Genomic DNA, 23,595 nt, shown 5'->3' on the forward strand with positions numbered 1-23,595 from the left:
ATTAACTAACAAAGAGGCTAAGACATCCTTCATTTAGAGAATTATCCATTTAATTTTCAAAGCTAAAATGATACATGTTTTTAGCCTCTTTGATATAACACTGTTAAAAAGAGGTATATTGTGAGAAATAATATAATAAAACGTATCTTTAGGGAAAATGAATATAAAGTATTGTATAAAAGAATATTATTTACTTGTTTAATATTAATAATTTACATTCTTGGCAGTAATATCTCTCTTATACATCAAATAGATACACAAAGAAAAGATAGTAGTTTCTATAAAATTGCGGTGTCAAATACAGGCGGAGATATAAGTTCATTAAATATATTTACACTTGGCTTAGGACCATGGTTAACGTCTATGATTATATTTAGTTTAATTGCTTATAGAAATATAGATAAAGCAGCAAGACAGACACGTTCAGAAAAGCATTATAAGGAAAAAATATTAACCATTTTATTAAGTTTGGCACAAGGGAGCTTCTTAATTAATCAATATGTAAGCAAAGAAAAAATTGATTCTGAAAATATTTATATTTTACTTTTAATCTTAGTTACCGGGACAATGTTATTAGTTTGGTTAGCCGATCAAAACATACGCTACGGTATTGCAGGACCTATGCCAATAGTTTTAGTTAGCATTATTAAATCGTTATCTCAACAAAATTGGTCACAGATACACACAAGTATATTAGTAATAGTACTAATTATTTGTGTTATCACTGTTACGCTATTTGTTTTACTTTTTATAGAATTGATTGAATATCGCACAAATTATCAAGACATTATGAACTTTTCTAATCAAGATATCAAGAAATACTTAGCGTGGAAAATTAATCCAGCAGGCAGTATATCAATCATGATAAGTATTTCAGTATTTGTCTTATTGAGTCATTTGATGAATATGATTGTAAATTTTGCTGTACCGAATCATCAGAATAATTCATTATTATTGAATTTCAGTCATCCTATAGGTATTACAATATACGTATTAATTCAAATGTTTCTTGGATATTTCTTATCTAGATTTTTGTTGAATACGAAAAATAAAACAGAAGAGTTTTTGAAAAATGGGAATTATTTTATCGGTGTTAAACCTGGAGCAGCTACATCAATATATCTGAATAAGATGGCTAGAAGAATATGTTGGTTTGGATCGATAATGATTACAATGATTATTGCTATACCATTATATAGCACGCTACTTGTTCCGGAACTTTCTCAACAAATTTATTTTGCTATTCAATTAATTGTATTAGTCTATATAGGAATAAATATCACTGAAACGATTAGAACATATTTATATTTTGATAAATATAAACAATTATTGGATAAGTATTGGTAAGGAGATTTTTATGAAATATTTTATCCCTGCTTGGTATAATAACGGAAATTGGTGGGAAGATAAAACGACACCATATTATAGTAAAAGGCTAGTAAAAGAATTTGACGATATGATTAGTTTAATGAATATGTATATGAAAAATGGTGTAGATTTTGAAGTATTGGTCTTAAATTACTATCCAGATTTGAGAATATTTTTGCACAGACATAATCTATATGAGGCAAAGTATTGGTCCCTATTTGATGAAATTCAAGGTTTTCATCATCGTACCCCACATCCTATTGATTATCGTGAATTACAATGGCCTGAAGAAACTGAATTCATCTATACACCGTACTTGATTCGTTGTGTGACAAGTTCAACCACGTATTCTAATATTTATTTTAACCAATATGGGTATATGATTTGGATTGAGTCTTATAAGGATAAAGTTAGACAACACCGCTATATATTTGATGACCGAGGGTTTTTATCGTCTGTTCTTAATTTTGATAAGTCTGGTCAACCATATAGTCAGCAGTATATGACAATAGATGGTGATAGTATCTTTACAGTGGATTTGAAGCAAGGGACAGTAAAGGTGAGTAAAAAGTATTATCACCGATTTAATCAACAAAAATACGATAGTATGGAATTATTGCTCCAAGAACAAATGCAAAAATATGTTAAAGCAATGATAAATGAACAAGACAACGTTATTATTGCTGCGGATGAAAGACATAATATGTTTTTATCTCATATCTTGGAAGATACTCCAATATGTTTTTCGATTTTTAAGAATAGAAATTGTCCTTTAACACCTTCAAAACTTGAAAGTATTGAACGAGGCAAATATTGGTTAGTAGATATGTTAGAGAATGAAGCATCATTAAAAATTTATAAAGATACACAGCAATTAGATACGCACATTATGAGAATAACGCCATTTGATGCACAAGTGTTACCCAATAAAAGCAGTCAGTTTTATGAAACATTTGTTGGTTTTTGGATAGATGGCTTGGATGAAGTAACATTGCAAAATGCATTTTCAAAAATTTGTAAATATGTTGAACAGAATGAAAATCTGAGATTAGTGTTACTAACAGAAGTCGAAGAACCCAAAATACCATCATGGTTAATAGATGAAATAAATAATGTGAATGACAGATATAACAAAATATCTGAAGATGCAGATGGTATTCAAGTGCTACTAGATGATGAGGGTGAACGTGTAGAAATAATTAAACTCAAACACGTTCCATTTGAGAGTGAACTCATAGAAGCGATATCGACGTTAAGAGTCGTGATAGATTTAAATGAGGAGCCAGATTTATTTCTACAAATTAGTAGTATGAGTGCTGGGATACCACAAATTAATATGTGTGAGACAGATTATGTCAAAGATAAAATCAATGGCATTGTCATAGATAACTTAAATGAAGTAGTCGCAGCTTTAGATTACTATATAAATCATTTGAAAAATTGGAATTACTCATTTGCATATTCTATTAAATTAGTTGAGACATACGCTTCTATGAATATTATTCAACGTTTAAATCGATGGTTTGAAGGTGAACAAAATGAAGCGAAAATTTAAAGCATTACAAATAGGTGGAGAAGATTTAGGATGGCTATTTGAACACAAAGAGAACATAGATTGGGATTACTTTGATATAGCGTTATTTGATTTTGAAAGTGACTATATAGAGGCTATTCAAAGCCTAATTCAAGATAAGGGGAAATTTGATTTGGTATTCGTTCAAGTGCCTTATTCAAAAGGTTTAGTTGAAATTTTTCAGTTGATAAGTAGTCCTTATAACACTTATGTTGATGCGCTTTTTTGGGGAAAAAACTTTGAAGTAGATAAAATAGTGAAAAATAAAATGATTCGACCATTAAATTATAAGACACAAGAAGCACTTCATGACAAACTAAAAGCTGTGACATTTTCTGGGCAATATGGTGATAAATTGTATCCTAAACATATTGTGGTTAATAAGAAATTCAATGGAGAAATTAAGAATAATGGAAATAAGTATATTGTTTTAAATGGAGATTTTGGAAATGCATATACACCCATAGCCTCTTGGAAAAATAATGTGGTATGTGACAAAAATAAAGTAACACAGGTTTGGCCAGAATTTAAAACTGAAGGGAACGTCGAAATAGAATATACCTTTAGGCTTATTAAAGAAGGCACTATAGATACTATTGATGAAGAGATTGTACTAACCCAGGAAGATTTAAGTAAACCACTCGAAATCACTAGTAGACCGTATAGCGTATATGCCAGTGTGAGTATGAGAGCAAGAGGAAAAGGAAAAATATATATTGGTGCGATTCACAAGAGATGGTCGCGCTTAGATATGGGGCAGTTTATTTTTGGTGGAGAAAGGTATGTAGATGAAAATAGAGAAGAATTTTTTTATTATTTTAATCCAGGAGATATGCAACCCCCATTGAACGTATATTTTAGTGGGTACCGATCTCTAGAAGGATTTGAAGGATACTTCATGATGAATAATTTGAATGCACCATTTTTACTTATTAGTGATCCGAGAATTGAAGGTGGTGCATTTTACTTAGGTTCTGAGTCATATGAGCAAGCGATTAAAGAAGTGATATTTGAAAAATTACGTTTTTTAGGATTTTCTGAGGATGAACTTATTTTATCAGGATTATCTATGGGTTCATTTGGTGCATTGTACTATGGCGCCCAACTTAACCCAAGTGGCATCATTATAGGAAAGCCATTGGTGAATATTGGAACCATTGCAGAAAATATGAGGTTATTAAGACCTGAAGATTTTGGTACTGCATTAGATGTTTTGATGGCACATGAACATAGTATGTCAGGAAAAGATGTTAAGCACTTAAATGAAAAATTTTGGAAAGTTATCGTAAATAGTAATATGAAAGACACTACGTTTGCGATTGCCTATATGGAGCATGATGATTATGATACGCATGCCTTTAAAGAATTGATGCCCTTATTAAGTAAACAGCAAGCGAGAGTGATGAGTAGAGCTGTGCCAGGTAGACATAATGATGATTCACCAACAATTACAAACTGGTTTGTTAACTTTTATCATATTATACTGGAAACTAAATTTGGGAGAGTTAAATATGGAAGCAAGTAATTATTTTAAGGTGCAATGGAAGCAAGCAGATACGTCAACATTTATGTATGGTACAAAGCTTTCTTTTGAGAATGGACAAACTTTGTTTGAAAATTCATTAATGCCATCTGGAGTTATTATTCAAGAATGGGGAATGATTACCAGTTACGCTAAAGATAAGGAAATACCAACGTTACCAATATTAAAAAAAGGACATACGTATCATTTTCATTTTGATTATCAAGTTGTCCCACAAAATGGTATATATTTTAAAATTGTATTTTTTAGTAAAAATGGAACAATCATAGATACTAAAATTATAAAAAATAAACAAGTTGATATACATTATCCTGAAGAAGCTTATTCATATAAAATTCAATTAATAAATGCAGCTTCGCAACAACTCTTATTTAACCAATTAACTATTATCGAAAAGTCAGAACTAGAATATAAGCAAAAGTGCATGCACATGAGTAAGTTAATAAATAAAGACTTATCTTACCGTAGTGTAAATATGATATTTATTGAGCCTTCATATTTAATGAATGTAGCGCTATCTGAAGATGCGATAAGAAATATTCACAACGTGGTTTTAGTTGATGATTGGCAAAGTGATAAATTGGAAAAACATATAAATGATTTAAAGGAAAAAATAGAAATGCAATATGGAAACTTTGAAGTCCACCTTATTGGGTATGGACCCCAATCAAATGAGATAGTTAAAGTGCTCAGTAAAATAACTGGCATGCAAGCTTTAATCACATCACATCATCATAAAAGGTTAGCACAACAACTAGAGTCAGTTATGAAAGCTTATCAGTCTCACCCGAGAGCCCAAACGCATGTCTATGATGTAGCAAATAATAATGAACATTTGGGAGCTATAGACACGGTTATGAATAACGCTCGTTTTTTAGAATATATTGATATTGACAGATTAAATTGCGGAGGTTCACATGAAACATAAAATGAACACTACAATTAATAATATCAGGTTAAAGCGATTAACAAAGATACTCGGTAAAATTAATGATTATAGTGCGATTTTTCAGTCATTTACCAATGAACAGTTACAGCATAAAACACAAGAATTCCAACAATTATTAGCTACACATAAAAAGACACTAGACCAGTTATTACCGGAAGCTTATGCTGTTGCAAGAGAAGCAAGTAAACGTGTGCTCGGCATGTATCCTAAAAAAGTGCAAGTATTGGGGGCCATTACATTGCATGAAGGTGATATTGCTGAAATGCAAACGGGTGAGGGAAAAACGTTAACTGCTACTATGCCACTTTATTTAAATGCATTGTCAGGCAAAGGTGCATATCTAATAACGACGAATGATTACTTAGCTAAAAGGGATTTCTTAGAGATGCAACCACTTTACGAATGGTTAGGATTAACAGCATCGTTGGGCTTTATAGATATTCCAGATTATGAGTATAAAAAGGATGAAAAGAAGCGCATTTATAACCATGATATTGTTTATACGACGAATGGTCGGCTGGGTTTTGATTATTTAATTGATAATTTGGCAGATCATATTGACGGAAAGTTTTTACCTCGATTGAACTTTGCAATTATAGATGAAGTAGATTCAATTATCTTGGATGCTGCACAAACACCTTTAGTTATTTCTGGCGCACCGAGAGTTCAATCTAACTTATTTCACGTTGTGAAAAACTTCGTCGAGATTTTGGAAGAAGGACAGCATTTTGAATTGAAGAAATCTAAAAAAGAAATATGGCTCACAGAAGAAGGTATAGAAGCTGCTAATGAATATTTTGATGTCGTTAATATATACAATGAAGGGTATTTTGATTTAGTACGTAATATTAATTTAGCTTTACGAGCAAAATATTTATTCGACACTAATTTAGATTATTTTATTCATAATGGCGAGATAGTGTTAATTGATCGCATTACTGGTCGTATGTTGCCGGGGACAAAGCTTCAATCAGGACTCCATCAAGCAATTGAGGCAAAAGAAAATGTAGAAATTTCAAAAGATATGAGTGTAATGGCTACCATAACGTTTCAAAATTTATTTAAGCAGTTTAATAATTTTTCTGGTATGACTGCTACAGGCAAATTAGGTGAATCAGAGTTTTTTGATTTATATTCAAAAGTGGTTATTCAAATACCTACGGATAAACCAATTCAACGTATAGATTATGAAGATAAAGTGTTTTTGAATGCAGAAGACAAGCATCAAGCAATAATAGGAGAAGTGAAAGCATTACATGAAACGCAACGGCCTGTATTGTTAATTACAAGGACAGCAGAAATTGCAGAATTTTTTTCTACTAAATTATTTCAAATGGATATTCCAAATAATTTATTAATTGCACAAAATGTAGCGAAAGAGGCACAAATGATTTCAGAGGCAGGTCAATTATCCGCAGTAACAGTTGCTACAAGTATGGCTGGACGTGGTACGGATATAAAATTATCTGAAGAAGTATACAAACTTGGTGGTTTAGCAGTGCTAATTAGTGAACATATGGAAAATAGTCGGGTAGACAAGCAGTTACGTGGACGTTCTGGTCGTCAAGGAGACCCGGGGTCTTCACAAATTTATATTTCATTAGATGACTATCTTGTGAAAAGATGGAGTCATTCAAAAATGAGCGAAAATAAGCAGCTGAGAGCGATGGATAATTCTAAACTTGAGCATAGTCGTGTATTTCAACATAAAGTTCAAAGAATAGTTACTAAAGCTCAACGTATTTCTGAAGAGCAGGGTGTCATACTAAGAGAAATGGCGAATGAATATGAGAAGAGTATTAGTGTCCAAAGGGCGTTGGTATATAAAGAGCGCGATAAAATATTAAACATGAAAAGTGTTGAAGCGTTTAATTTACAGTTATTGGCAAAAGATGTATTCAAACATGATTTTATTAACCAGCATGACAAGATAACGAAGGCAGTACTTGTAGATTATATCTATAAAAATATAAGTTTTAAGTTTGATGAAGATATGAGTCAAATAGATTTAACGAATAAAGAAAATATTCTCCAATTTTTAATGAGTCAATTCAATAAGCAATTAAAGGACAATGAAGTAGCTTTAAAAAACAGATATTTCTATCTTAGATTTGCACAAAAATCTATTTTGAAAGCGATTGATAGTGGTTGGATTAATCAAGTTGATAATTTACAGCAATTAAAGGGTAGTGTAAATAATAGACAAAGTGGGCAGCGCAACGCGATTTTTGAATATCACAAAAGCGCGCTAGATTCTTTTGAAAGTATGAATTATAAAATCAAGGGAAATATAATTAGAAATCTCTGTCAGAGTATGATTACTTATGACGAAGATGGTGATTTAGTCATTCATTTCCCATAATTATTGAGGTGTACTGAAATGACGATTTATAATATAAATTTTGGCATAGGATGGGCGAGTAGTGGTGTTGAATATGCACAGGCATATCGTGCAAAATTGCTAAGAAATACGCAACATTCGATGAAGTTTATATTTTTAGACTTTATTCAGTCTGAAAATATTCAAACACTAACAAGTAATATGGGTTTTCATGATACTGAAGTCATATGGTTGTATCAATATTTTACAGATATAAAGATAGCGCCAACGTCTTATACAATTGAAGATATTAAAAGTAAACTTGGAACAGAGGTCACACATATTGAGCATAAGGGAAAAATAAAAAGACTTTATCTTAACAACGCACAAACCTTTGTAACATGTTATTTAAAAGAAGCAGATAAAGATCTTGTTGATCGTGCAGAATTTGTAGTAAATGGCATGCTCATCCGGAAAGATTTTTATAGTTATGTAAGAATTTTCTCAGAATATTATGCACCACATGATAATAAAGCTAAACTTTATATGAGACAATTTTATAATGAAGATGGGTCTATTGTATATAACGAATATATTAATGGTGATTCAAATGTCTATGCGTTTGAAGATGCTAAATTATATAGCAAAGAAGAATTGGTGGGTTATTTTATCCAACAATTACAATTAACAAAGCAAGACATTATTATTTTAGATAGGTCATCCAAAATTGGTCAAGCTGTATTACAACATAAAGGATCAAGTAGGATTGGCGTAGTTGTACATGCCGAACATTTTAGTAAAAGTATTAAAGACGATAATCATATCTTATGGAATAACTACTATGAGTATCAATTTTCACAGGCGAAGGATATTGATTTCTTTATTACGGCTACAGATCTACAAAACAAAATTTTACGAGAGCAATTCAAAAAATATTGTGGGATTATACCAAGGATTCGAACGATACCAGTGGGAAGCTTGGATCAATTAAAATATCCTACACAACCACGCAAACCGTATGCTATGGTTACAGCTTCACGACTAGCAACTGAGAAACATATTGACTGGTTGGTTCGGGCTGCAATAAAAGCCAAAGCAGAGGTCCCAGAATTAACATTAGATATATATGGGGAAGGTGCAGAAAAAGCACACATTACCCATATAATTGATGATTATAATGCGCAAAATTATATCAACATGTTAGGACATGTTAAATTGGATGATATTTACGCAAAATATGAATTGTTTGTCTCCGCATCCACGAGTGAGGGATTCGGGCTCACATTGATGGAAGCGGTTGGTTCTGGATTGAGTATGTTAGGTTTTGATGTGAATTATGGAAATCCAACATTTATACGTAATAATAAGAATGGATTTTTGGTTCCAATTTCATTAAGTGAAGATGGTGTAGAAGTTATAGTGAATCGCTTAGCTGAATATATGATTAGATATTTTAATAAAGGACTTCACCAGCCTCATGAAATTTCTTATGAAATTGCTAAACCATTTATGACATCCCAAATAGAGCAAAAATGGAATAAACTAATAGAAGAGGTGCTGCATGATTAATTTATTTGAACGCTTTGACCCTAAAACACAAGTGTTATATAAATCCTTGCAGTTAGCAGGACATCAAAATGATACCATTGTCATTCATGATGATGGATTTTTACCAGACAATATAACTTCCCCCTATCAGTTTTTTGCAAATAATTCAACTTCAGCTAATGATAAGCCAATGTTTTTTAATGGCATTGAAGTTCCGAAATACTGGGAAATTGAAGGTAATAATGATGAAGCATGGATAAAAGATATGGGAGAAATACGTGGCAAAATTGTTTATCAAAAACAATATAAATCTAGGATTGTCAATCGTGTAGAATGGCTTGATAAAAGTGGTACAGTTCGTTTTATAGATCACTATACTAAAAACGGAATCAAATTTTCTCAAACAGTATTGGATGAAAATGGGAAAGCAATATTAAAAAAATATATGAATCGAGAAGGCAAGGAAGTCATTTACGAAAACTATATAACAAAAGATATTGTATTAGATTGGCAAGGTAAGACATATTTCTTTGATTCTGAAGTTGCGTTCATATTATTCTATTTAAAAACTTTAAATATCGAAATGAACCAATTTGTGATTAATTCTTTATCAACTTCATTTGCTGTATTATATAACATGAATACGCCAGGAAATGATGTATTGTTTTGGCAAGAACAAAGTGGTGGAAGCATTCCTGGAAATATGAAATTGATTTTTAATGCAGATATGGTGCGTCAATTTAAAATCATTGTACCTGAACATGCAGAACATCAAACTTTGACGAATTCTATGCAAGCATTTGAAAAAGCATGTGTATTTAAATCGGGGTATCTTTATGACTATGTTAAAAGAAATGAATATACAAAAAATGCGTTAATTATGACAAATTCAGATCAATTAGAACATATTGAATCTATTGTGGCTGCGGTACCATATGTGTCATTCCATATCGCTGCGTTAACTGATATGTCTTCAAAGTTATTGAATTTAAGTCAGTATAACAATGTAAAACTATTTCCAACAGTAGATGAAGATACAATTCAGGTATTATATGAAAAGTGTGATGTCTATTTAGACATTAATGAAGGTAAAGAAATAGTGGACGCGCTAAGAAAAGCGCTTGATTATGACATGTTGATTATGGGTTACGAAGATATTGTACATAATAGAACTGTTACCGCCATTGAAAACTTATTCACTAAAGAGGATGAGGCACAGGCGTTAATTCAAGCATTGCACAAAATTTATAAAAGAAGAAAAGTGTTTAACCAACGTTTACAATTTCAGAAAGAGCATATTAACGAAGTAAGTGTTCAATTATTCAATCATAAATTAAAGGTGTAATTCGCTTCATAGAATTTTAAACAAGTAAATAAGTTATAAAAAAAACAGATTGTTTACTTATTATAGTAAATCATCTGTTTTTTTATATAGTGAAAATAACTGAGCGGTTAACCATATGGTATTATAAATCACCAGTTAAAAATTGTGCTTTGCCATTAAAAAAGCTCCAGTCTTCATCAGTATTTTCTACTAAACTAATCATGATGTCCTCTTTACGTATGTCAGTATGTTCATGTAACGTATCTGCAAACTTTTGATAGAAGTTTGTTTTCTCGCTTTGAGTTCTTGGTCTTGTCACGATCGTAAACACAAGCACATTTTTTGTGCGTTCAACACCTAAACCAGTATCTAATATTTGCATTTCGTAATCCTCGTGTTGATTTACAATTTGGTATCTATCTCCCTCAGGCGCACCAAACGTTTCAAGCATTACACGATAAGAGATATCTAATATCTCTTTGATTTCTGATTCTTCTCTACCTTTGATCATATCAATTTTAATTAATGGCATTTTTAGGCTCCTATTCTTCAATAAAAATTTTGTGTATTATATTATTTTGAAATATGTACAATCATGTACGAGTTATAGTATATGCTATACCCCATTTATAACAATTTAATTGCCCAGGAAATATACATCAAAAGCATTAAAAGGCTTAAATTAAAAAATACATTTAATCTTAAGCCGATTATTTGAATTGATATTAATATCAGCGTAATATTCGATTGGTCTTAATTTATATCAGAATGTAATTTAAGCTGAATATGAATATAAAAGGTTAAGAGGAGTGGTAATATGTTCGATCAAACAAAACAATATATTAATGGCCAATGGGTCGAAAGTCACAGTAATGAAACAATGGATGTCATTAATCCAGCGACAGAAGAGGCTTTTGGTAAAATAGCTAAAGGTAATGCACAAGACGTGGAAGATGCAGTCAATGCAGCTGATAGTGTTTACTTAGAATTCAGACATTCATCAATTGAATATCGCAAAAATTTACTTAACGATATCGTAAAAGAATATGAAAATCGTAAAGCAGATCTAGTTGAGGCGATGACTTTAGAACTTGGTACGCCTGTTACTGCTTCTGAAAACGTACATTATGAAATGGGGTTAGCGCATTTTAAAGCAGCTAGAGATGCATTAGATAACTTCAACTTCAGAGAACGTCGAGGCAACAATATCGTAATTAAAGAAGCAATCGGTGTAGCAGGATTAATCACACCTTGGAACTTCCCTACAAATCAAACAGCATTAAAATTAGCAGGGGCATTTGCTGCAGGTAGTACTGTTGTCTTAAAACCTTCTGAAGAAACGCCGTTTGCAGCGATTATTCTAGCTGAAATTTTTGATAAAGTTGGCATGCCTAAAGGTGTATTCAACTTAGTAAATGGTGATGGATTAGGTGTAGGAAATCCAATTTCTGAAAATGAAAAAATTAGAATGGTTTCATTTACAGGATCAGGTAATACGGGTAGTAAAATTATGGAAAAAGCAAGTAAAGACTTCAAAAAAGTTTCGCTCGAATTAGGTGGGAAATCACCTTATATAATTTTAGAAGATGCTGATCTGGATAAAGCGGCTGATGCAGCTGTGCATAAAGTTGTCGATAATTCTGGACAAGTATGTATCGCTGGTTCAAGAACGATTGTTCCTGAATCTATCAAAGATGCTTTCATAGAAAAAGTTAAAGAAAAAATGAGCAGCATTAAAGTCGGAGATCCACAAGATGCTACAGTTGACATGGGTCCAGTTATAAACAGCAAACAATTTAATCAAATTCAAGAATTTATTAAAATTGGTGCACAAGAAGGTGCTACAATTGAATTCGGTGGCGAAGGTAAGCCTGAAGGTCTTGAAACAGGATACTTTGTAAAACCTACCATTTTCACTAATGTCGAAAATAGCATGACAATAGCACAAGAAGAAATATTTGGCCCTGTGATGTCTATTATTACTTATAGTGATGTTGATGAAGCAATTCAAATCGCAAACGATACAAAATATGGTCTAGCTGGTTACGTATATGGTACAGATATGGACGTATTACAAAAAGTAGCTACTTCACTTGAAGCTGGTGTGATTGAAATTAATGAATATCCAAGAAGTGCTGATATGCCATTTGGTGGTTATAAACAATCTGGTATTGGTAGAGAATGGGGAGACTATGGTATTGAAGAATTCTTAGAAGTTAAAACAATTTCTGGTTTCTTCCAATAAACATAAGCAAAATCCGTAGACAATAAGTTGTCTACGGATTTTTTATTTGTTGATAGGCTTAATAGATTACATCATTTGTAACTTCAATAAATCTAGCACGCCACTTGAACTGCCGGGGAAAGCAAAGATCATTTGATTTAACTCTTGAGCAGTGATTTGTTTATTAATAATAAAAGTCATTAAATTAATTAGGTCTGGCGCATCATTGCCGTAAATTTCAACACCTACGAGTCGTTTTTGCTGGTCGAGTATAATATCCATTTCAGCAGTTACTTCATTTTTATATTCAAATAAAAGTTGTTGGCCAAAGGGAATCGTCTTAATCGTATAAGATGATCCTTGATCTTGTGCTTCTTCAACAGTCACACCAATTTGTGCAAGGCGTGGTAAAGAATATAATACAGAAGGGATAGCAGGATATGTGATAGGGTTAACTTCTGTGCCTAAAATGTGACTAGCAATATAATTAGACTCAAATGTGGCTGTAGGTGTTAACTTAGGAACGACTTTATCTAACACGTCCCCACTTGCATAAATATTTGGGATATTTGTTCTTAAATATTCATCGACTTGAATTCCACTATGGCTATATTCAATACCAACATGCTCTAAGCCAATGTCTTCAACGTTTGGAAGACGTCCAGTTGCATCAAGAATATAGTCTGTATTGATAACATCGCCATTATTGGTTTGAATAACCAAGCCATTATCTGTTTTATTAATTTCTTCAGGGGCAGTACTGAGATAAAATTGGACTCCCTCTTGTGATAATTTATCCATTAATTTAGTCACATGATTACGATTAAATCCTCTTAACGGTTCGTTTGAATGATGTATGACTTTAACTTCTGAACCATTTTTTATAGCAATAGATGCAAATTCAATACCGATAATACCTGCGCCAACAATAGTCATACGTTTAGGAAAGTGCTCTAATGATAAGAAATCACGACTGTCATGAGTAAATGAAGATCCCGCGATATCTAATTTATTACTGTGTTGTCCGGTAGCAAGTACAATATGATTTGAAGTGATATGAGTTTTATTCACGGATATAGTATGTGGGTCGACTAAAGTGCCAGCACCATGGAATACATCAATACCATATTGTGTGAACATATGTTCTAAAGTATTTGATAATGGTGATATCACTTGGTGTTTATAGTTCATCAAATTAGACCAGTTTATAGATAATTGCTCTTGATTAATGATATGAGGGTAACTTTGGGCAGCTTCTAAAATTTCATATGGGCCTTCAAGTAAAATTTTTGCATTACATCCATAGTTTGTACAAGTGCCAGCGATTTTGTCTTTTTCAATAATTGCTACTTTTTTATTAGCTTGTTTCAATGTGATGGCAGCATGCCAAGCTGCATGACCACTTCCGATAAATACGACGTCATAATTGTATGTTTCTGACATGTATAATTCCTCCTGTTTTTGTGTTAAGACACAATGTTTTTTAATGAAAGCTCTAATTTATCCATAATATCTTTAGCTTCTTGATATTCTTGTAAATTCATTTGTTCTGAGACACATTGAGATATAGCCTGATAAATATCATGTTGTTGAGATTTTCCTTTGTCAGTGAGCTTAATGAGTAGTTGTCTTTTATCGGATTCAATTTTTTTTCGTTCAATCCAACCAGCTATCTCTAATCGTTTCAGTAACGGTGTGAGTGTATTACTTTTGAGATTCAGTGATTGACCAATGTTATATAGTGTTTGATTATCTTGTTCCCATAATGAAACAAGTACTAAATATTGTGAATAAGTTAAACCGTAGTCTGAAAGCACTTGCTCATAAAATTTAGTGAATAAGCGACTAACATTATATACTGAGAAACACAATTGATTGGTGAGTTTCATTGTTTCATCCACTTAAAGCACCTCCTGATATATATATTAATCGTGCGCGATTGATTATATATTAACGCCAGTGCCAATGAATTGCAAACAATTAGTTTGGGGTTTTATTATTTAGAGAAGGATAATGCTTTCTTTAAAAACACGTAAGACTATTAATTATAAAATACTAGCGTTATGGGAGACTATCATGTAAGGAGAAAATAAATTTGATAGATATAAGTAAGGTTTTATAGCTGAAATATAGAAATCATGATGTTTTATTCGAAAATCATCATACATGCTAATATAACTAAACAGGAAGCCATGAATATTTTATAGAATAAGTTATATTTGAGAATCCATCTTTTGAAACACAGACCCATCAGCGCCCAGGTTATTGCTCCAGATACGCCTATTAAAGCAATAATAAGTGTATAAGAAATACTTATAAAAATTCCGGTAGTTTGTGAGGTAATATATGTGATAATTGCAGTGATAATGTAAACGATGGTTTTAGGATTCACATATTGAAGGTATAAGCCGTCTCTTAAACGATAACAATTATGATTGTGAGGATCACTTTGTTTGTGCATAAACACTGAATATGCGAGATATAATAAATATATAAAGCCGACGACTTTAATAATGATAATGAATTTGTCAAAGTATGAAGCGACATACGTACTAAATAGCAGACAAATGAATGATAGTGATAAGAAACCTAAACCAATACCTATTAAAAACCTTAGTGTGCCTCTGATGCCTAAACGTAAAGCACCGTCTAATGCTAATAAATTATTGGGACCCGGTGTGTAACTCATAAAAAGTGTATAGATTATAAATGAAATGAACAAATTGCATTCTCCTTATCACATCCTGTATCATGGATATATAGTCAATTGATTTCCAGTTTATAGGAAATTCCCTTTAAAAGGATTTTATATCCGTTATACTGGAAAGTCAATAAAAAAAAGGAGTCATAATTGTGGAGTTCCATAAAATAGTAGCTAAAAATATTTATTTATACAGAAAGAAAAATAAAATTAGTTTGGAACAATTATCTAAACTCACGGGCGTGAGCACTTCGTCATTAAACGAGATTGAAAAAGGTAATACAATTCCTTCAATTAATACAGTATGGAAAATTAGTAACGGTTTGAAGTTGTCATTTAGTAGTTTAATGAATGAAGCAGAGTCAGATTATACTCAAGTAAATAAAGAAGATATTGTACCTGTAACAGAAGATGAGGGAAAATATCGTGTATATCCATACTTTCCATTTGAAAAGAGTAAGTCTTTTGAATTCTTTTATGTAGAACTTGATCCTGGTGCGAAGTTAGATTCTGAACCACATTTATCCGGTTCAGAAGAATCTATTATAGTAATCAAAGGACAATTGGAAATGCATTTAGAAAGTGATGTGCTGAATTTAAATAAAGGAGATGCTTTAAGATTTAAGTCAGATGTGAAGCATAGCTATATTAATAATGGCGGGGATGTTACAGTTATTTCTATGGTTATAGACTATCAATAAATTGATTATATATAGATTGAAGTATCAAGTCATGTCTAGGTCTATGGTAGTGCTTTTGAAGTGTAGTTGATGCAAGGAGAAAATCGTATGATTGTCAGACTATAGATTCAAAGCTGCTTTATAGATATATAAGTCTGTGGAATATAGTCGGGATTTTATCGTGAAAAAGTACATTATCCTTTTAGTAGGAGGTGTACTTTTCATTAGCTATGGCGCTTTTGTCATGGACATATTCCAGAGAATAAAAAGGTATTTGTTTGTTTTTGAACCATATTACAACAAGGGTGTCTGAGGTTTGTCTGACTCAAGAGGGAAAGATGTCTAAAAATTACAATATTATTGTAGTAGAAGCAAATAACTTCATAGACTTATATCGGTATTTTCGCAAGGTAAAGATGAACTCCAAAATTTGATGAGGTGTACATAACCATAAGCAGTCATAGTTTTATGACTGCTTTAATTCATATAGTATAATCAATGCAAAATAAAGTGAGCACAATTAATCATGTTTATCCAAGGTGTCATCATTTTTGGCTCGATCAAACCAAAACTGTGCATTAGGTGCTTCTTGTTGTGTGGGTCTAAAAACTGCAAGCTTCCCAGAGCCCTTTGCTTTCTTTTGTTGCTCGAAATCTTTTAAAGCATGGAATGCAGGTTTACAAAGTATCCAAATGGCGACAATATTTAACCATGCCATCATACCGACACCTAAATCGCCCATTGCCCAAGCAGCGTCAGCAGTCTTAAGCGTTCCATATGCAGTGGCAAAAATCAATATTAATCGTGTTATAGTGATGAAAATATTGGATTTTTTGGCACTCATCTTTCGTGTGAGATAAGCAGTATTCGTTTCTGTAATATAGGAATATGCCAAGATAGTTGTAAATGCAAAGAAAAATAATGCAATAGCGATAAAGTAAGAACCAAAACCAGCGAAATTAGGATCGAAATGATAATCGCCTCCTTGAAATGCTTTATCGATACCAGATTGGACATACATTGCAGTGCCAGAAGGGTCTTTAGAACCATCTGCATTTAATACATAAATCCCATTATCTTCAACTAAATTTGGTTTTCCATGTGCATTTTCTGTGCCATCTGTTGTATTGAAAGTTCCTGAAATCAGGATGATTAGTGCAGTTGCTGTACAGACAAAAAGGGTATCTATATAGGCAGAAAATGCCTGTACCAGTCCTTGTTTAGCAGGATGAGATACTTCGGCAGCTGAAGCGGCATGTGGACCAGTACCTTGACCTGCTTCATTAGAATAAAGTCCTCGCTTTACCCCGATTTCTATCATGGCACCAATAATTCCACCGAAAGTAGAATGTAAACCAAATGCCGATTTAAAGATAAGTGCTAGGAGTTCAGGCACTTGGCTAATATTCAAACAAATTACAACAGCAGCTAAAAGTATATAAGCAATAGCCATAAAAGGAACAATCGCAGTTGCCATACTTGCAATGCGTTTAATACCACCAAATATAATAAGTGACAGCAATACTACAAGAAATATAGTAACTGTCCATTTAGGGATGTTAAAAGCACTATGTAAAGAAGTAGCAATAGCATTGGACTGTACACCAGGCATTAATAAACCTATTGAGATAATTGTAATGACTGCAAAAATTAGGGCGAATACTTTACCAAATTTTCCACCTATACCATTTTCAATATAATAAGCTGGTCCACCTCTATACTCGCCATTTTCTTTTTGTTTGTATATTTGACCTAAAGTTGATTCTACAAAAGCTGTACTCGCGCCTAATAAAGCAGTAACCCACATCCAGAATACTGCGCCCGGGCCACCAATAAATATTGCAGCTGAAACGCCCACGATATTACCGGTTCCTACTCTTCCAGCTAAAGATAATGAAATAGCTTGAAAGCTAGAAATACCTTGTGGAGATTTCTCTCCTTTAAATAAAAGCCGAATCATTTCTTTGAACTGTCTAACTTGTGCAAAACGTGTAACAATTGAAAATAATAGTCCAGTAATTAATAACCCAAATACTAATGGTGGGCTCCATACAATCTTATCTAACATATCAATGATTTCTGTAAGCAAAATAACTCTCCTAACTTAAGATGAATGAACATCGCAATAATGTAAGCGCTTGCTCGCCATTTTACACTTTTGAAAATTGTTAGCAAGAGTGTCAATTAATTCGTTAACAGTTTAATGAATTAAATTATTAAATGAATAGTTGATATGTTTAGTATTTTTATTTATAAAAAAAGAACAAAGTGAATTTGGTTTTATAACCTTAATAACCCACTTCGTTCTAATTATTTTATAATTTTCATCTTATGTTATTTTGATGCGTGTGTATTGATACATTTGTTCAATAGAATAAAGAATAATACGAAAGCCACTGTTAGAAAAATATGGCCTAAACCAGCGATTCCAGCAATTGCAGGACTGACACTGAAATCTTTAATCGTTGCTATACCATTTACAAATTGCATGGCAACTGTTACTAAAACACCTAAGTGAAAAATATAGAAAAAACTATTAAATAGTTTACTATGCTTAGTTAATTTAAGCTGGTACTCAATCATCATAAATATTAAGAACATTATTGTACCTAATACTAATAGGTGCGTGTGTGTTATGTTTAATTGTGAAAAACCACTAAAATCTTCTCCTTTCGTCATTTCACGATAAAATAAGCCGCTGAGTAATCCTAATAATGTATAAATTGCAGAGCTGTACATTAATTTTTTCATTTTATTCGACCTCCAATTTCTTAATACTGGTAATATACATTCGTTTTGTGAACTGTTTATGAACTGGTTAAAAGTACATAAATCCTAACTATATATCAGTAATATCGAAGGCCCACTGTACGACTAAAAATAAATTTGGACAATTAAATAAAAGTGGATATGAGTGTTCAAATGATTGAAAAGCAATTTAGAAATGCTATAAATCGTTGTGCGCTATACTGAGCTTCTAATGTCCTAACATATCATGAAGGCCAACTTAATATTTTTGTTGTGCTAATAATAATGGATAAACGGTATCTAATACAGGTGTAAACAATTTATGAGTTCTTGCCTTATTAAATAAGAAACCTTGAATGCCTTCAATTTCTAAAGGTTTGTTCGAGATAATATCATAATACATACTCGTACCCATTGCATCAGGATAGCCGCTATATATAGACATAATGTCTTGTACGACATCTTTATTGAAATTTACATTTTCCGCCTGCGCGATGTTAATACCTTCTGTTAATAATTGTTGACATAACGCTTTTATGCCGGGTGTTTGGAGTACGAGTGCAGTTTGTCTCGTCAGCGCAGTGACGGTGTTTATAGCTAAATTAACTAGCAGCTTGTACCATATCGCTTGATTGATATCATTTGTAAGTTCAATGTTTAAATCAGTATCTGAGGCCATTTTTTTTATTAATCGTGTTTGAGGAGCGTCTTGTAAAATGAGTTTATGGTCTCGATAATGTGTCACAGTAGCTCCATTTTTTTGACCACTAATATAGACAACAGATTGAAAGACATTGGGGTATTGAAGACGGGACAATTGGCCATAGCCATTTTGTGCTAAAATAATTATCGTTTGATCATGGATGAGATCGTCTATTTTTGGTAGTATCGATTCAAGTTGGGGTATTTTAACTGCAATGATTAATACATCAACCTTGGAGTGGGTTGCTTTTAAAGATGATACTGTTAAGGTGTATGGATGCTTCGTATTACCATTGGCATAGTATGTAAGGTCATAATCTTGTCGTCCAAGTAATAGTAAGGACTCGTGTTTAGGATAAAGGTCGAAAGCGATTGTGCTACCAACTGCTCCAGGTCCAATGATTGCAATATTATTCATATTTTTATTTCCTTTTCTATATAGATTCGTTAAGATATTGATAATATTATAAATATAACAAATTGTGAGGTAGATTTTAATTGAAAACATTAAACCAATTAATGACAATGAAACAAAATAATGAAAAGATTTCTATGATTACTGCCTATGATTTTCCGAGTGCAAAGCAAGCAGAAGCAGCACACATAGACACGATATTAGTTGGAGACTCTTTAGGAATGACAGTGTTAGGTTATGAAAGCACTGTGCAAGTGACCATTGAAGATATGATACATCATGCTAAAGCTGTAAGACGTGGTGCACCAAGTACGTATGTGATTGTAGACGTTCCTTTTGGTGCCGTGGGTCTAAATGAGCAGTATGATTTGGAACTAGCAGTGAAATTATACCGAGATACGCAGGCAAATGCGCTTAAGGCAGAAGGTGCACATTTAACGCAATATATTAAAAACTGTAGAAATATGGGCATTCCAATTGTGTCACATCTTGGCCTGACACCACAAAGTGTAGGTATCACTGGCTATAAAATGCAAGCAAGTACAAAAGTAGCAGCACAGCAACTTGTTGATGATGCATTGGCTGTTCAGCAAGCAGGTGCATCTATGATTGTTCTAGAGGCAGTACCTAGTGATTTAGCGCAGGACATTACACTTAAACTGGATATCCCAGTTATAGGCATTGGTGCTGGGAATAACACAGATGGTCAAGTATTGGTATATCATGATGTACTAAACTATGGGGTAGAACATCAAGCGAAATTTGTAAAACAATATGGCGACTTTTCCATTGGAACAGAAGCATTAGCGAAATATAATGAAGAAGTCAAGGCGCAACAATTTCCAGATGCGGCACATACATATAAGAAACAAGTGTTAGAAGCGGGTGAAGAGTCATAATGACAACTTTAGTTACCACAATAGAAGGAATGAATCAGATTTCACGACAATGTGCTGAAGACAAAAAACGCATTGGTTTTGTACCAACAATGGGGGCATTACACGAAGGGCATTTGAAAATGATGAAACAGTCAGTTGTTGAAAATGATGTGACAGTCATTAGCGTGTTTGTTAATCCATTACAGTTTGGTCCCAATGAAGATTTAGCTGCATATCCTCGTGATATTCAAGCAGATATGGCTAAAGCTGAAGCGGTTGGAGTAGATTATATTTTTTATCCGAGTGAACAAGAAATGTACCCACAACTGCCTACTATTGAAATTAAAGCAGGACGTCTAGCATCTGTCTTAGAAGGTGAACAACGTCCGGGGCATTTTGATGGCGTAGTAACCGTAGTTAATAAATTATTTAATATCGTAAGACCACAACAAGCATATTTTGGTAAAAAAGATGCACAACAGTTAGCAATAGTAGAGAAGTTGGTAGAAGATTTTAATCATCCTATAAAAATTATAGGTATCGATACTGTTCGTGAATCTGACGGTCTAGCTAAAAGTTCACGTAATATCTATTTAACTGAAGCGGAGAGAATCGAAGCACCGCATCTTTACCAAAGCCTAAAATTAGCCCAAAGACTTTATAATCAAGGCGAACGTAATAGCGCAACATTAATAGCGGAAGCACAAAATTATATTGAACAACATATAAGTGGTGTCGTAGAAACTGTAGCTGTATATAGTTATCCGGAACTAGTAAAACAATCCAAAATCAGCGGAAGTATTTTTATTTCTTTAGCCGTCAAATTTAGCCAAGCACGTTTGATTGACAATATTATTATTGAATCATGATAGACTTAAAACCTTTATACTAACAGACACATAATTATGAAAAGTAAGCGTTACCTTAATATACATTTTACATTTTCTTAGTGTTGATTTATTATAGATTATGAGAGATATTTATCGATAAAACGAGTATAGAATAATTTGGATAGTACAAAGGTGTGCATAAAATAAATCATTATAGCGATTGATTTTATGATGTATCTTAGAAAAACTATTCAGTATTTTATATGATTTATTCAAAAAAGTGATTATGAAAGGTGGTAAAAAAATGAGTGAATCAAACTCAAAAGACGTCATTTTAATTGGCGCGGGTGTTTTAAGTACAACATTCGGCTCATTTTTAAAAGATCTTGCACCAGATTGGAATATTAAACTTTTTGAAAGACTTGAAAAGCCTGCAATTGAAAGTTCAAATGAGCGTCACAATGCCGGTACTGGACATGCCGCATTATGTGAATTGAACTATACAGTTGAGCAAAAAGATGGTTCTATCGATATTGAAAAAGCAAAAGAGATTAACGAACAATTCGAAATTTCTAAACAATTTTGGTCTTACTTAGTAAAAAGTAAACAAATCCAAAATCCACAAGAATTTATTAGACCTTTACCGCATATTAGTTTTGTACAAGGGGACAAAAATGTAAATTTCTTGAAAAGACGTTTTGAAGCACTGTCTCCATTATCAATGTTCAAAGGTATAGAATATACTGAAGATCATAATAAGTTAAAAGAATGGATGCCATTAGTAATGGAAGGCCGAGATCCGAACGAAAAAGTTGCAGCTAGTAAAATTGATGAAGGTACAGATGTTAACTTCGGAGAGCTTACTAGAAAAATGGCTAAAAATTTAAATGAACATGATAATGCAGAACTCTTCTATAAACATGAAGTACAGGATTTTAGCCGTCGTAAAGATGGTAAATGGGAAGTTAAGGTTAAAGATCTTAACACGAATAAAGTAGAACATCACATTACCGATTATTTATTTATTGGGGCAGGTGGCGCAGCAATACCATTATTACAAAAAACTGGTATCCCAGAGAGCAAACATTTAGGTGGCTTCCCAATAACAGGAGAATTCTTAGTATGTAATAACCCTGAAGTCGTAGCCAAACATGAAGTTAAAGCTTATGGGAAAGAACCAGAAGGCACACCACCAATGACTGTACCACACTTAGATAGACGTTATATTCAAGATGAAAATTCACTATTATTCGGACCTTTTGCAGCAATTGGACCTAAATTCTTAAAAAATGGTTCTAACTTAGATTTATTCAAGTCTATTAATACGAGTAACGTGGTTACTATGTTATCGTCAGCAGTTAAGAACTTCCCATTAATCAAATATTCTATTCAAGAAGTTTTGGCTAAGAAAGCAGATAGAATGAAAGAATTACGTCGATTTGTACCCGATGCAAAAGATGAAGATTGGGATATTATGCAAGCTGGTAAACGCGTTCAAGTTATTAAAGATACGAAAGAACATGGTAGAGGCTTTATCCAATTTGGTACAGAAGTAGTTAATTCAAAAGACCACTCAGTTATTGCCTTATTAGGTGAGTCTCCAGGGGCTTCTACCTCAGTTTCAGTAGCATTAGAAGTCATAGAGAAAAACTTCCCAGAATATATTAATGTATGGGAACCTAAAATCCAAGAAATGATTCCATCTTATGGCAAATCGTTAATTGAGGATTATGCATTGCTAAAAGAAGTACGTCAAGCAAGTGATAACGAGTTACAATTAAATAATATATAA

General features: G+C 32.7%; 19 protein-coding genes. 12 read left to right on the forward strand and 7 right to left on the reverse strand.

The window, feature by feature from the left end; genetic code table 11:
- The first annotated feature begins 135 nt into the window (after positions 1–135).
- From secY2 to gtfB, 7 genes are read left to right on the forward strand one after another with little or no spacing between them, the layout of a single operon-like run.
- Positions 136–1,347 (forward strand): accessory Sec system protein translocase subunit SecY2, encoded by a 1,212-nt coding sequence (gene secY2, locus QMO72_RS00995; RefSeq protein WP_103266225.1) that lies wholly within the window; start codon positions 136–138, stop codon positions 1,345–1,347.
- 10 nt (positions 1,348–1,357) lie between these two features.
- Positions 1,358–2,923: an accessory Sec system protein Asp1 gene (asp1, locus tag QMO72_RS01000; protein WP_103266224.1), complete on the forward strand. Its 1,566-nt coding sequence runs from the start codon at positions 1,358–1,360 to the stop codon at positions 2,921–2,923.
- Entirely contained in the window at positions 2,907–4,466 is a 1,560-nt protein-coding gene (asp2, locus tag QMO72_RS01005) for an accessory Sec system protein Asp2 (protein ID WP_103266223.1), read from the forward strand. Before asp1 ends, asp2 begins: the two co-directional genes overlap by 17 nt.
- Entirely contained in the window at positions 4,453–5,412 is a 960-nt protein-coding gene (gene asp3 / locus QMO72_RS01010; RefSeq protein WP_286093221.1) for an accessory Sec system protein Asp3, read from the forward strand. Before asp2 ends, asp3 begins: the two co-directional genes overlap by 14 nt.
- A complete protein-coding gene (gene secA2, locus QMO72_RS01015; RefSeq protein WP_103266221.1) occupies positions 5,402–7,795 on the forward strand; it encodes an accessory Sec system translocase SecA2 in 2,394 nt (797 codons plus the stop codon). The genes asp3 and secA2 overlap by 11 nt, the downstream gene beginning before the upstream one ends.
- An 18-nt stretch (positions 7,796–7,813) precedes the next feature.
- Complete coding sequence (gtfA, locus tag QMO72_RS01020) at positions 7,814–9,322, forward strand: accessory Sec system glycosyltransferase GtfA (RefSeq protein ID WP_103266220.1); 1,509 nt, start codon at positions 7,814–7,816, stop codon at positions 9,320–9,322.
- Positions 9,315–10,646 (forward strand): accessory Sec system glycosylation chaperone GtfB, encoded by a 1,332-nt coding sequence (gene gtfB, locus QMO72_RS01025; protein ID WP_103266219.1) that lies wholly within the window; start codon positions 9,315–9,317, stop codon positions 10,644–10,646. Before gtfA ends, gtfB begins: the two co-directional genes overlap by 8 nt.
- A gap of 121 nt (positions 10,647–10,767) precedes the next feature.
- Here the strand turns inward: gtfB and QMO72_RS01030 are convergent, their stop codons facing one another.
- Positions 10,768–11,157, reverse strand: coding sequence for a tautomerase family protein (locus QMO72_RS01030; RefSeq protein ID WP_103266218.1), 390 nt, complete (start codon positions 11,155–11,157; stop codon positions 10,768–10,770).
- A gap of 285 nt (positions 11,158–11,442) precedes the next feature.
- Between QMO72_RS01030 and QMO72_RS01035 the strand changes: the two genes are divergently transcribed.
- Positions 11,443–12,870, forward strand: a complete 1,428-nt coding sequence (locus QMO72_RS01035; protein ID WP_103267429.1) for an aldehyde dehydrogenase family protein — start codon at positions 11,443–11,445, stop codon at positions 12,868–12,870.
- A gap of 66 nt (positions 12,871–12,936) precedes the next feature.
- On the opposite strand, the gene QMO72_RS01040 is transcribed toward QMO72_RS01035, so the two are convergent.
- From QMO72_RS01040 to QMO72_RS01050, 3 genes are all read right to left on the reverse strand, one after another.
- Complete coding sequence (locus tag QMO72_RS01040) at positions 12,937–14,292, reverse strand: dihydrolipoyl dehydrogenase family protein (RefSeq protein WP_103267428.1); 1,356 nt, start codon at positions 14,290–14,292, stop codon at positions 12,937–12,939.
- A 23-nt stretch (positions 14,293–14,315) separates the two neighbouring features.
- The gene (locus QMO72_RS01045; RefSeq protein ID WP_069823756.1) at positions 14,316–14,738 is read right to left on the reverse strand and encodes a MarR family winged helix-turn-helix transcriptional regulator; all 423 of its coding nucleotides are present in this window, start codon (positions 14,736–14,738) and stop codon (positions 14,316–14,318) included.
- Between the two features lie 257 nt (positions 14,739–14,995).
- A complete protein-coding gene (locus tag QMO72_RS01050; protein WP_103267427.1) occupies positions 14,996–15,571 on the reverse strand; it encodes a LysE family transporter in 576 nt (191 codons plus the stop codon).
- Positions 15,572–15,702: 131 nt separating this feature from the next.
- Between QMO72_RS01050 and QMO72_RS01055 the strand changes: the two genes are divergently transcribed.
- Positions 15,703–16,251 carry a helix-turn-helix domain-containing protein gene (locus QMO72_RS01055; protein WP_103267426.1) on the forward strand — a complete coding sequence of 183 codons (549 nt, stop codon included), beginning with the start codon at positions 15,703–15,705 and terminating at the stop codon, positions 16,249–16,251.
- 499 nt (positions 16,252–16,750) lie between these two features.
- Here the strand turns inward: QMO72_RS01055 and QMO72_RS01060 are convergent, their stop codons facing one another.
- The 3 genes from QMO72_RS01060 to QMO72_RS01070 form a co-directional block, all read right to left on the reverse strand.
- The gene (locus tag QMO72_RS01060; protein WP_103267425.1) at positions 16,751–18,319 is read right to left on the reverse strand and encodes an alanine/glycine:cation symporter family protein; all 1,569 of its coding nucleotides are present in this window, start codon (positions 18,317–18,319) and stop codon (positions 16,751–16,753) included.
- Between the two features lie 245 nt (positions 18,320–18,564).
- Positions 18,565–18,981, reverse strand: a complete 417-nt coding sequence (locus QMO72_RS01065; protein ID WP_103267424.1) for a DUF2871 domain-containing protein — start codon at positions 18,979–18,981, stop codon at positions 18,565–18,567.
- Between the two features lie 256 nt (positions 18,982–19,237).
- The gene (locus QMO72_RS01070; RefSeq protein WP_103267423.1) at positions 19,238–20,098 is read right to left on the reverse strand and encodes an oxidoreductase; all 861 of its coding nucleotides are present in this window, start codon (positions 20,096–20,098) and stop codon (positions 19,238–19,240) included.
- An 80-nt stretch (positions 20,099–20,178) separates the two neighbouring features.
- Here QMO72_RS01070 and panB point away from each other — a divergent pair, with 80 nt between their 5' ends.
- From panB to mqo, 3 genes are all read left to right on the forward strand, one after another.
- Positions 20,179–20,994: a 3-methyl-2-oxobutanoate hydroxymethyltransferase gene (panB, locus tag QMO72_RS01075; protein WP_103267422.1), complete on the forward strand. Its 816-nt coding sequence runs from the start codon at positions 20,179–20,181 to the stop codon at positions 20,992–20,994.
- Positions 20,994–21,842: a pantoate--beta-alanine ligase gene (gene panC, locus QMO72_RS01080; RefSeq protein WP_103267421.1), complete on the forward strand. Its 849-nt coding sequence runs from the start codon at positions 20,994–20,996 to the stop codon at positions 21,840–21,842. The genes panB and panC overlap by 1 nt, the downstream gene beginning before the upstream one ends.
- A gap of 244 nt (positions 21,843–22,086) precedes the next feature.
- Complete coding sequence (gene mqo / locus QMO72_RS01085) at positions 22,087–23,595, forward strand: malate dehydrogenase (quinone) (RefSeq protein WP_286093263.1); 1,509 nt, start codon at positions 22,087–22,089, stop codon at positions 23,593–23,595.

Source organism: Staphylococcus casei (assembly GCF_030294405.1).
Lineage (GTDB): Bacteria > Bacillota > Bacilli > Staphylococcales > Staphylococcaceae > Staphylococcus > Staphylococcus succinus.

Bases quoted from the DNA above. Each gene is read 5' to 3' on its own strand.
- secA2 (WP_103266221.1), top strand. From the start codon at position 5,402: ATGAAACATAAAATGAACACTACAATTAATAATATCAGGTTAAAGCGA.
- asp3 (WP_286093221.1), top strand. From the start codon at position 4,453: ATGGAAGCAAGTAATTATTTTAAGGTGCAATGGAAGCAAGCAGATACG.
- asp1 (WP_103266224.1), top strand. From the start codon at position 1,358: ATGAAATATTTTATCCCTGCTTGGTATAATAACGGAAATTGGTGGGAA.
- asp2 (WP_103266223.1), top strand. From the start codon at position 2,907: ATGAAGCGAAAATTTAAAGCATTACAAATAGGTGGAGAAGATTTAGGA.
- QMO72_RS01030 (WP_103266218.1), bottom strand. From the start codon at position 11,157: ATGCCATTAATTAAAATTGATATGATCAAAGGTAGAGAAGAATCAGAA.
- QMO72_RS01045 (WP_069823756.1), bottom strand. From the start codon at position 14,738: ATGAAACTCACCAATCAATTGTGTTTCTCAGTATATAATGTTAGTCGC.
- gtfA (WP_103266220.1), top strand. From the start codon at position 7,814: ATGACGATTTATAATATAAATTTTGGCATAGGATGGGCGAGTAGTGGT.
- QMO72_RS01065 (WP_103267424.1), bottom strand. From the start codon at position 18,981: ATGAAAAAATTAATGTACAGCTCTGCAATTTATACATTATTAGGATTA.
- QMO72_RS01070 (WP_103267423.1), bottom strand. From the start codon at position 20,098: ATGAATAATATTGCAATCATTGGACCTGGAGCAGTTGGTAGCACAATC.
- QMO72_RS01040 (WP_103267428.1), bottom strand. From the start codon at position 14,292: ATGTCAGAAACATACAATTATGACGTCGTATTTATCGGAAGTGGTCAT.
- panC (WP_103267421.1), top strand. From the start codon at position 20,994: ATGACAACTTTAGTTACCACAATAGAAGGAATGAATCAGATTTCACGA.
- QMO72_RS01035 (WP_103267429.1), top strand. From the start codon at position 11,443: ATGTTCGATCAAACAAAACAATATATTAATGGCCAATGGGTCGAAAGT.
- gtfB (WP_103266219.1), top strand. From the start codon at position 9,315: ATGATTAATTTATTTGAACGCTTTGACCCTAAAACACAAGTGTTATAT.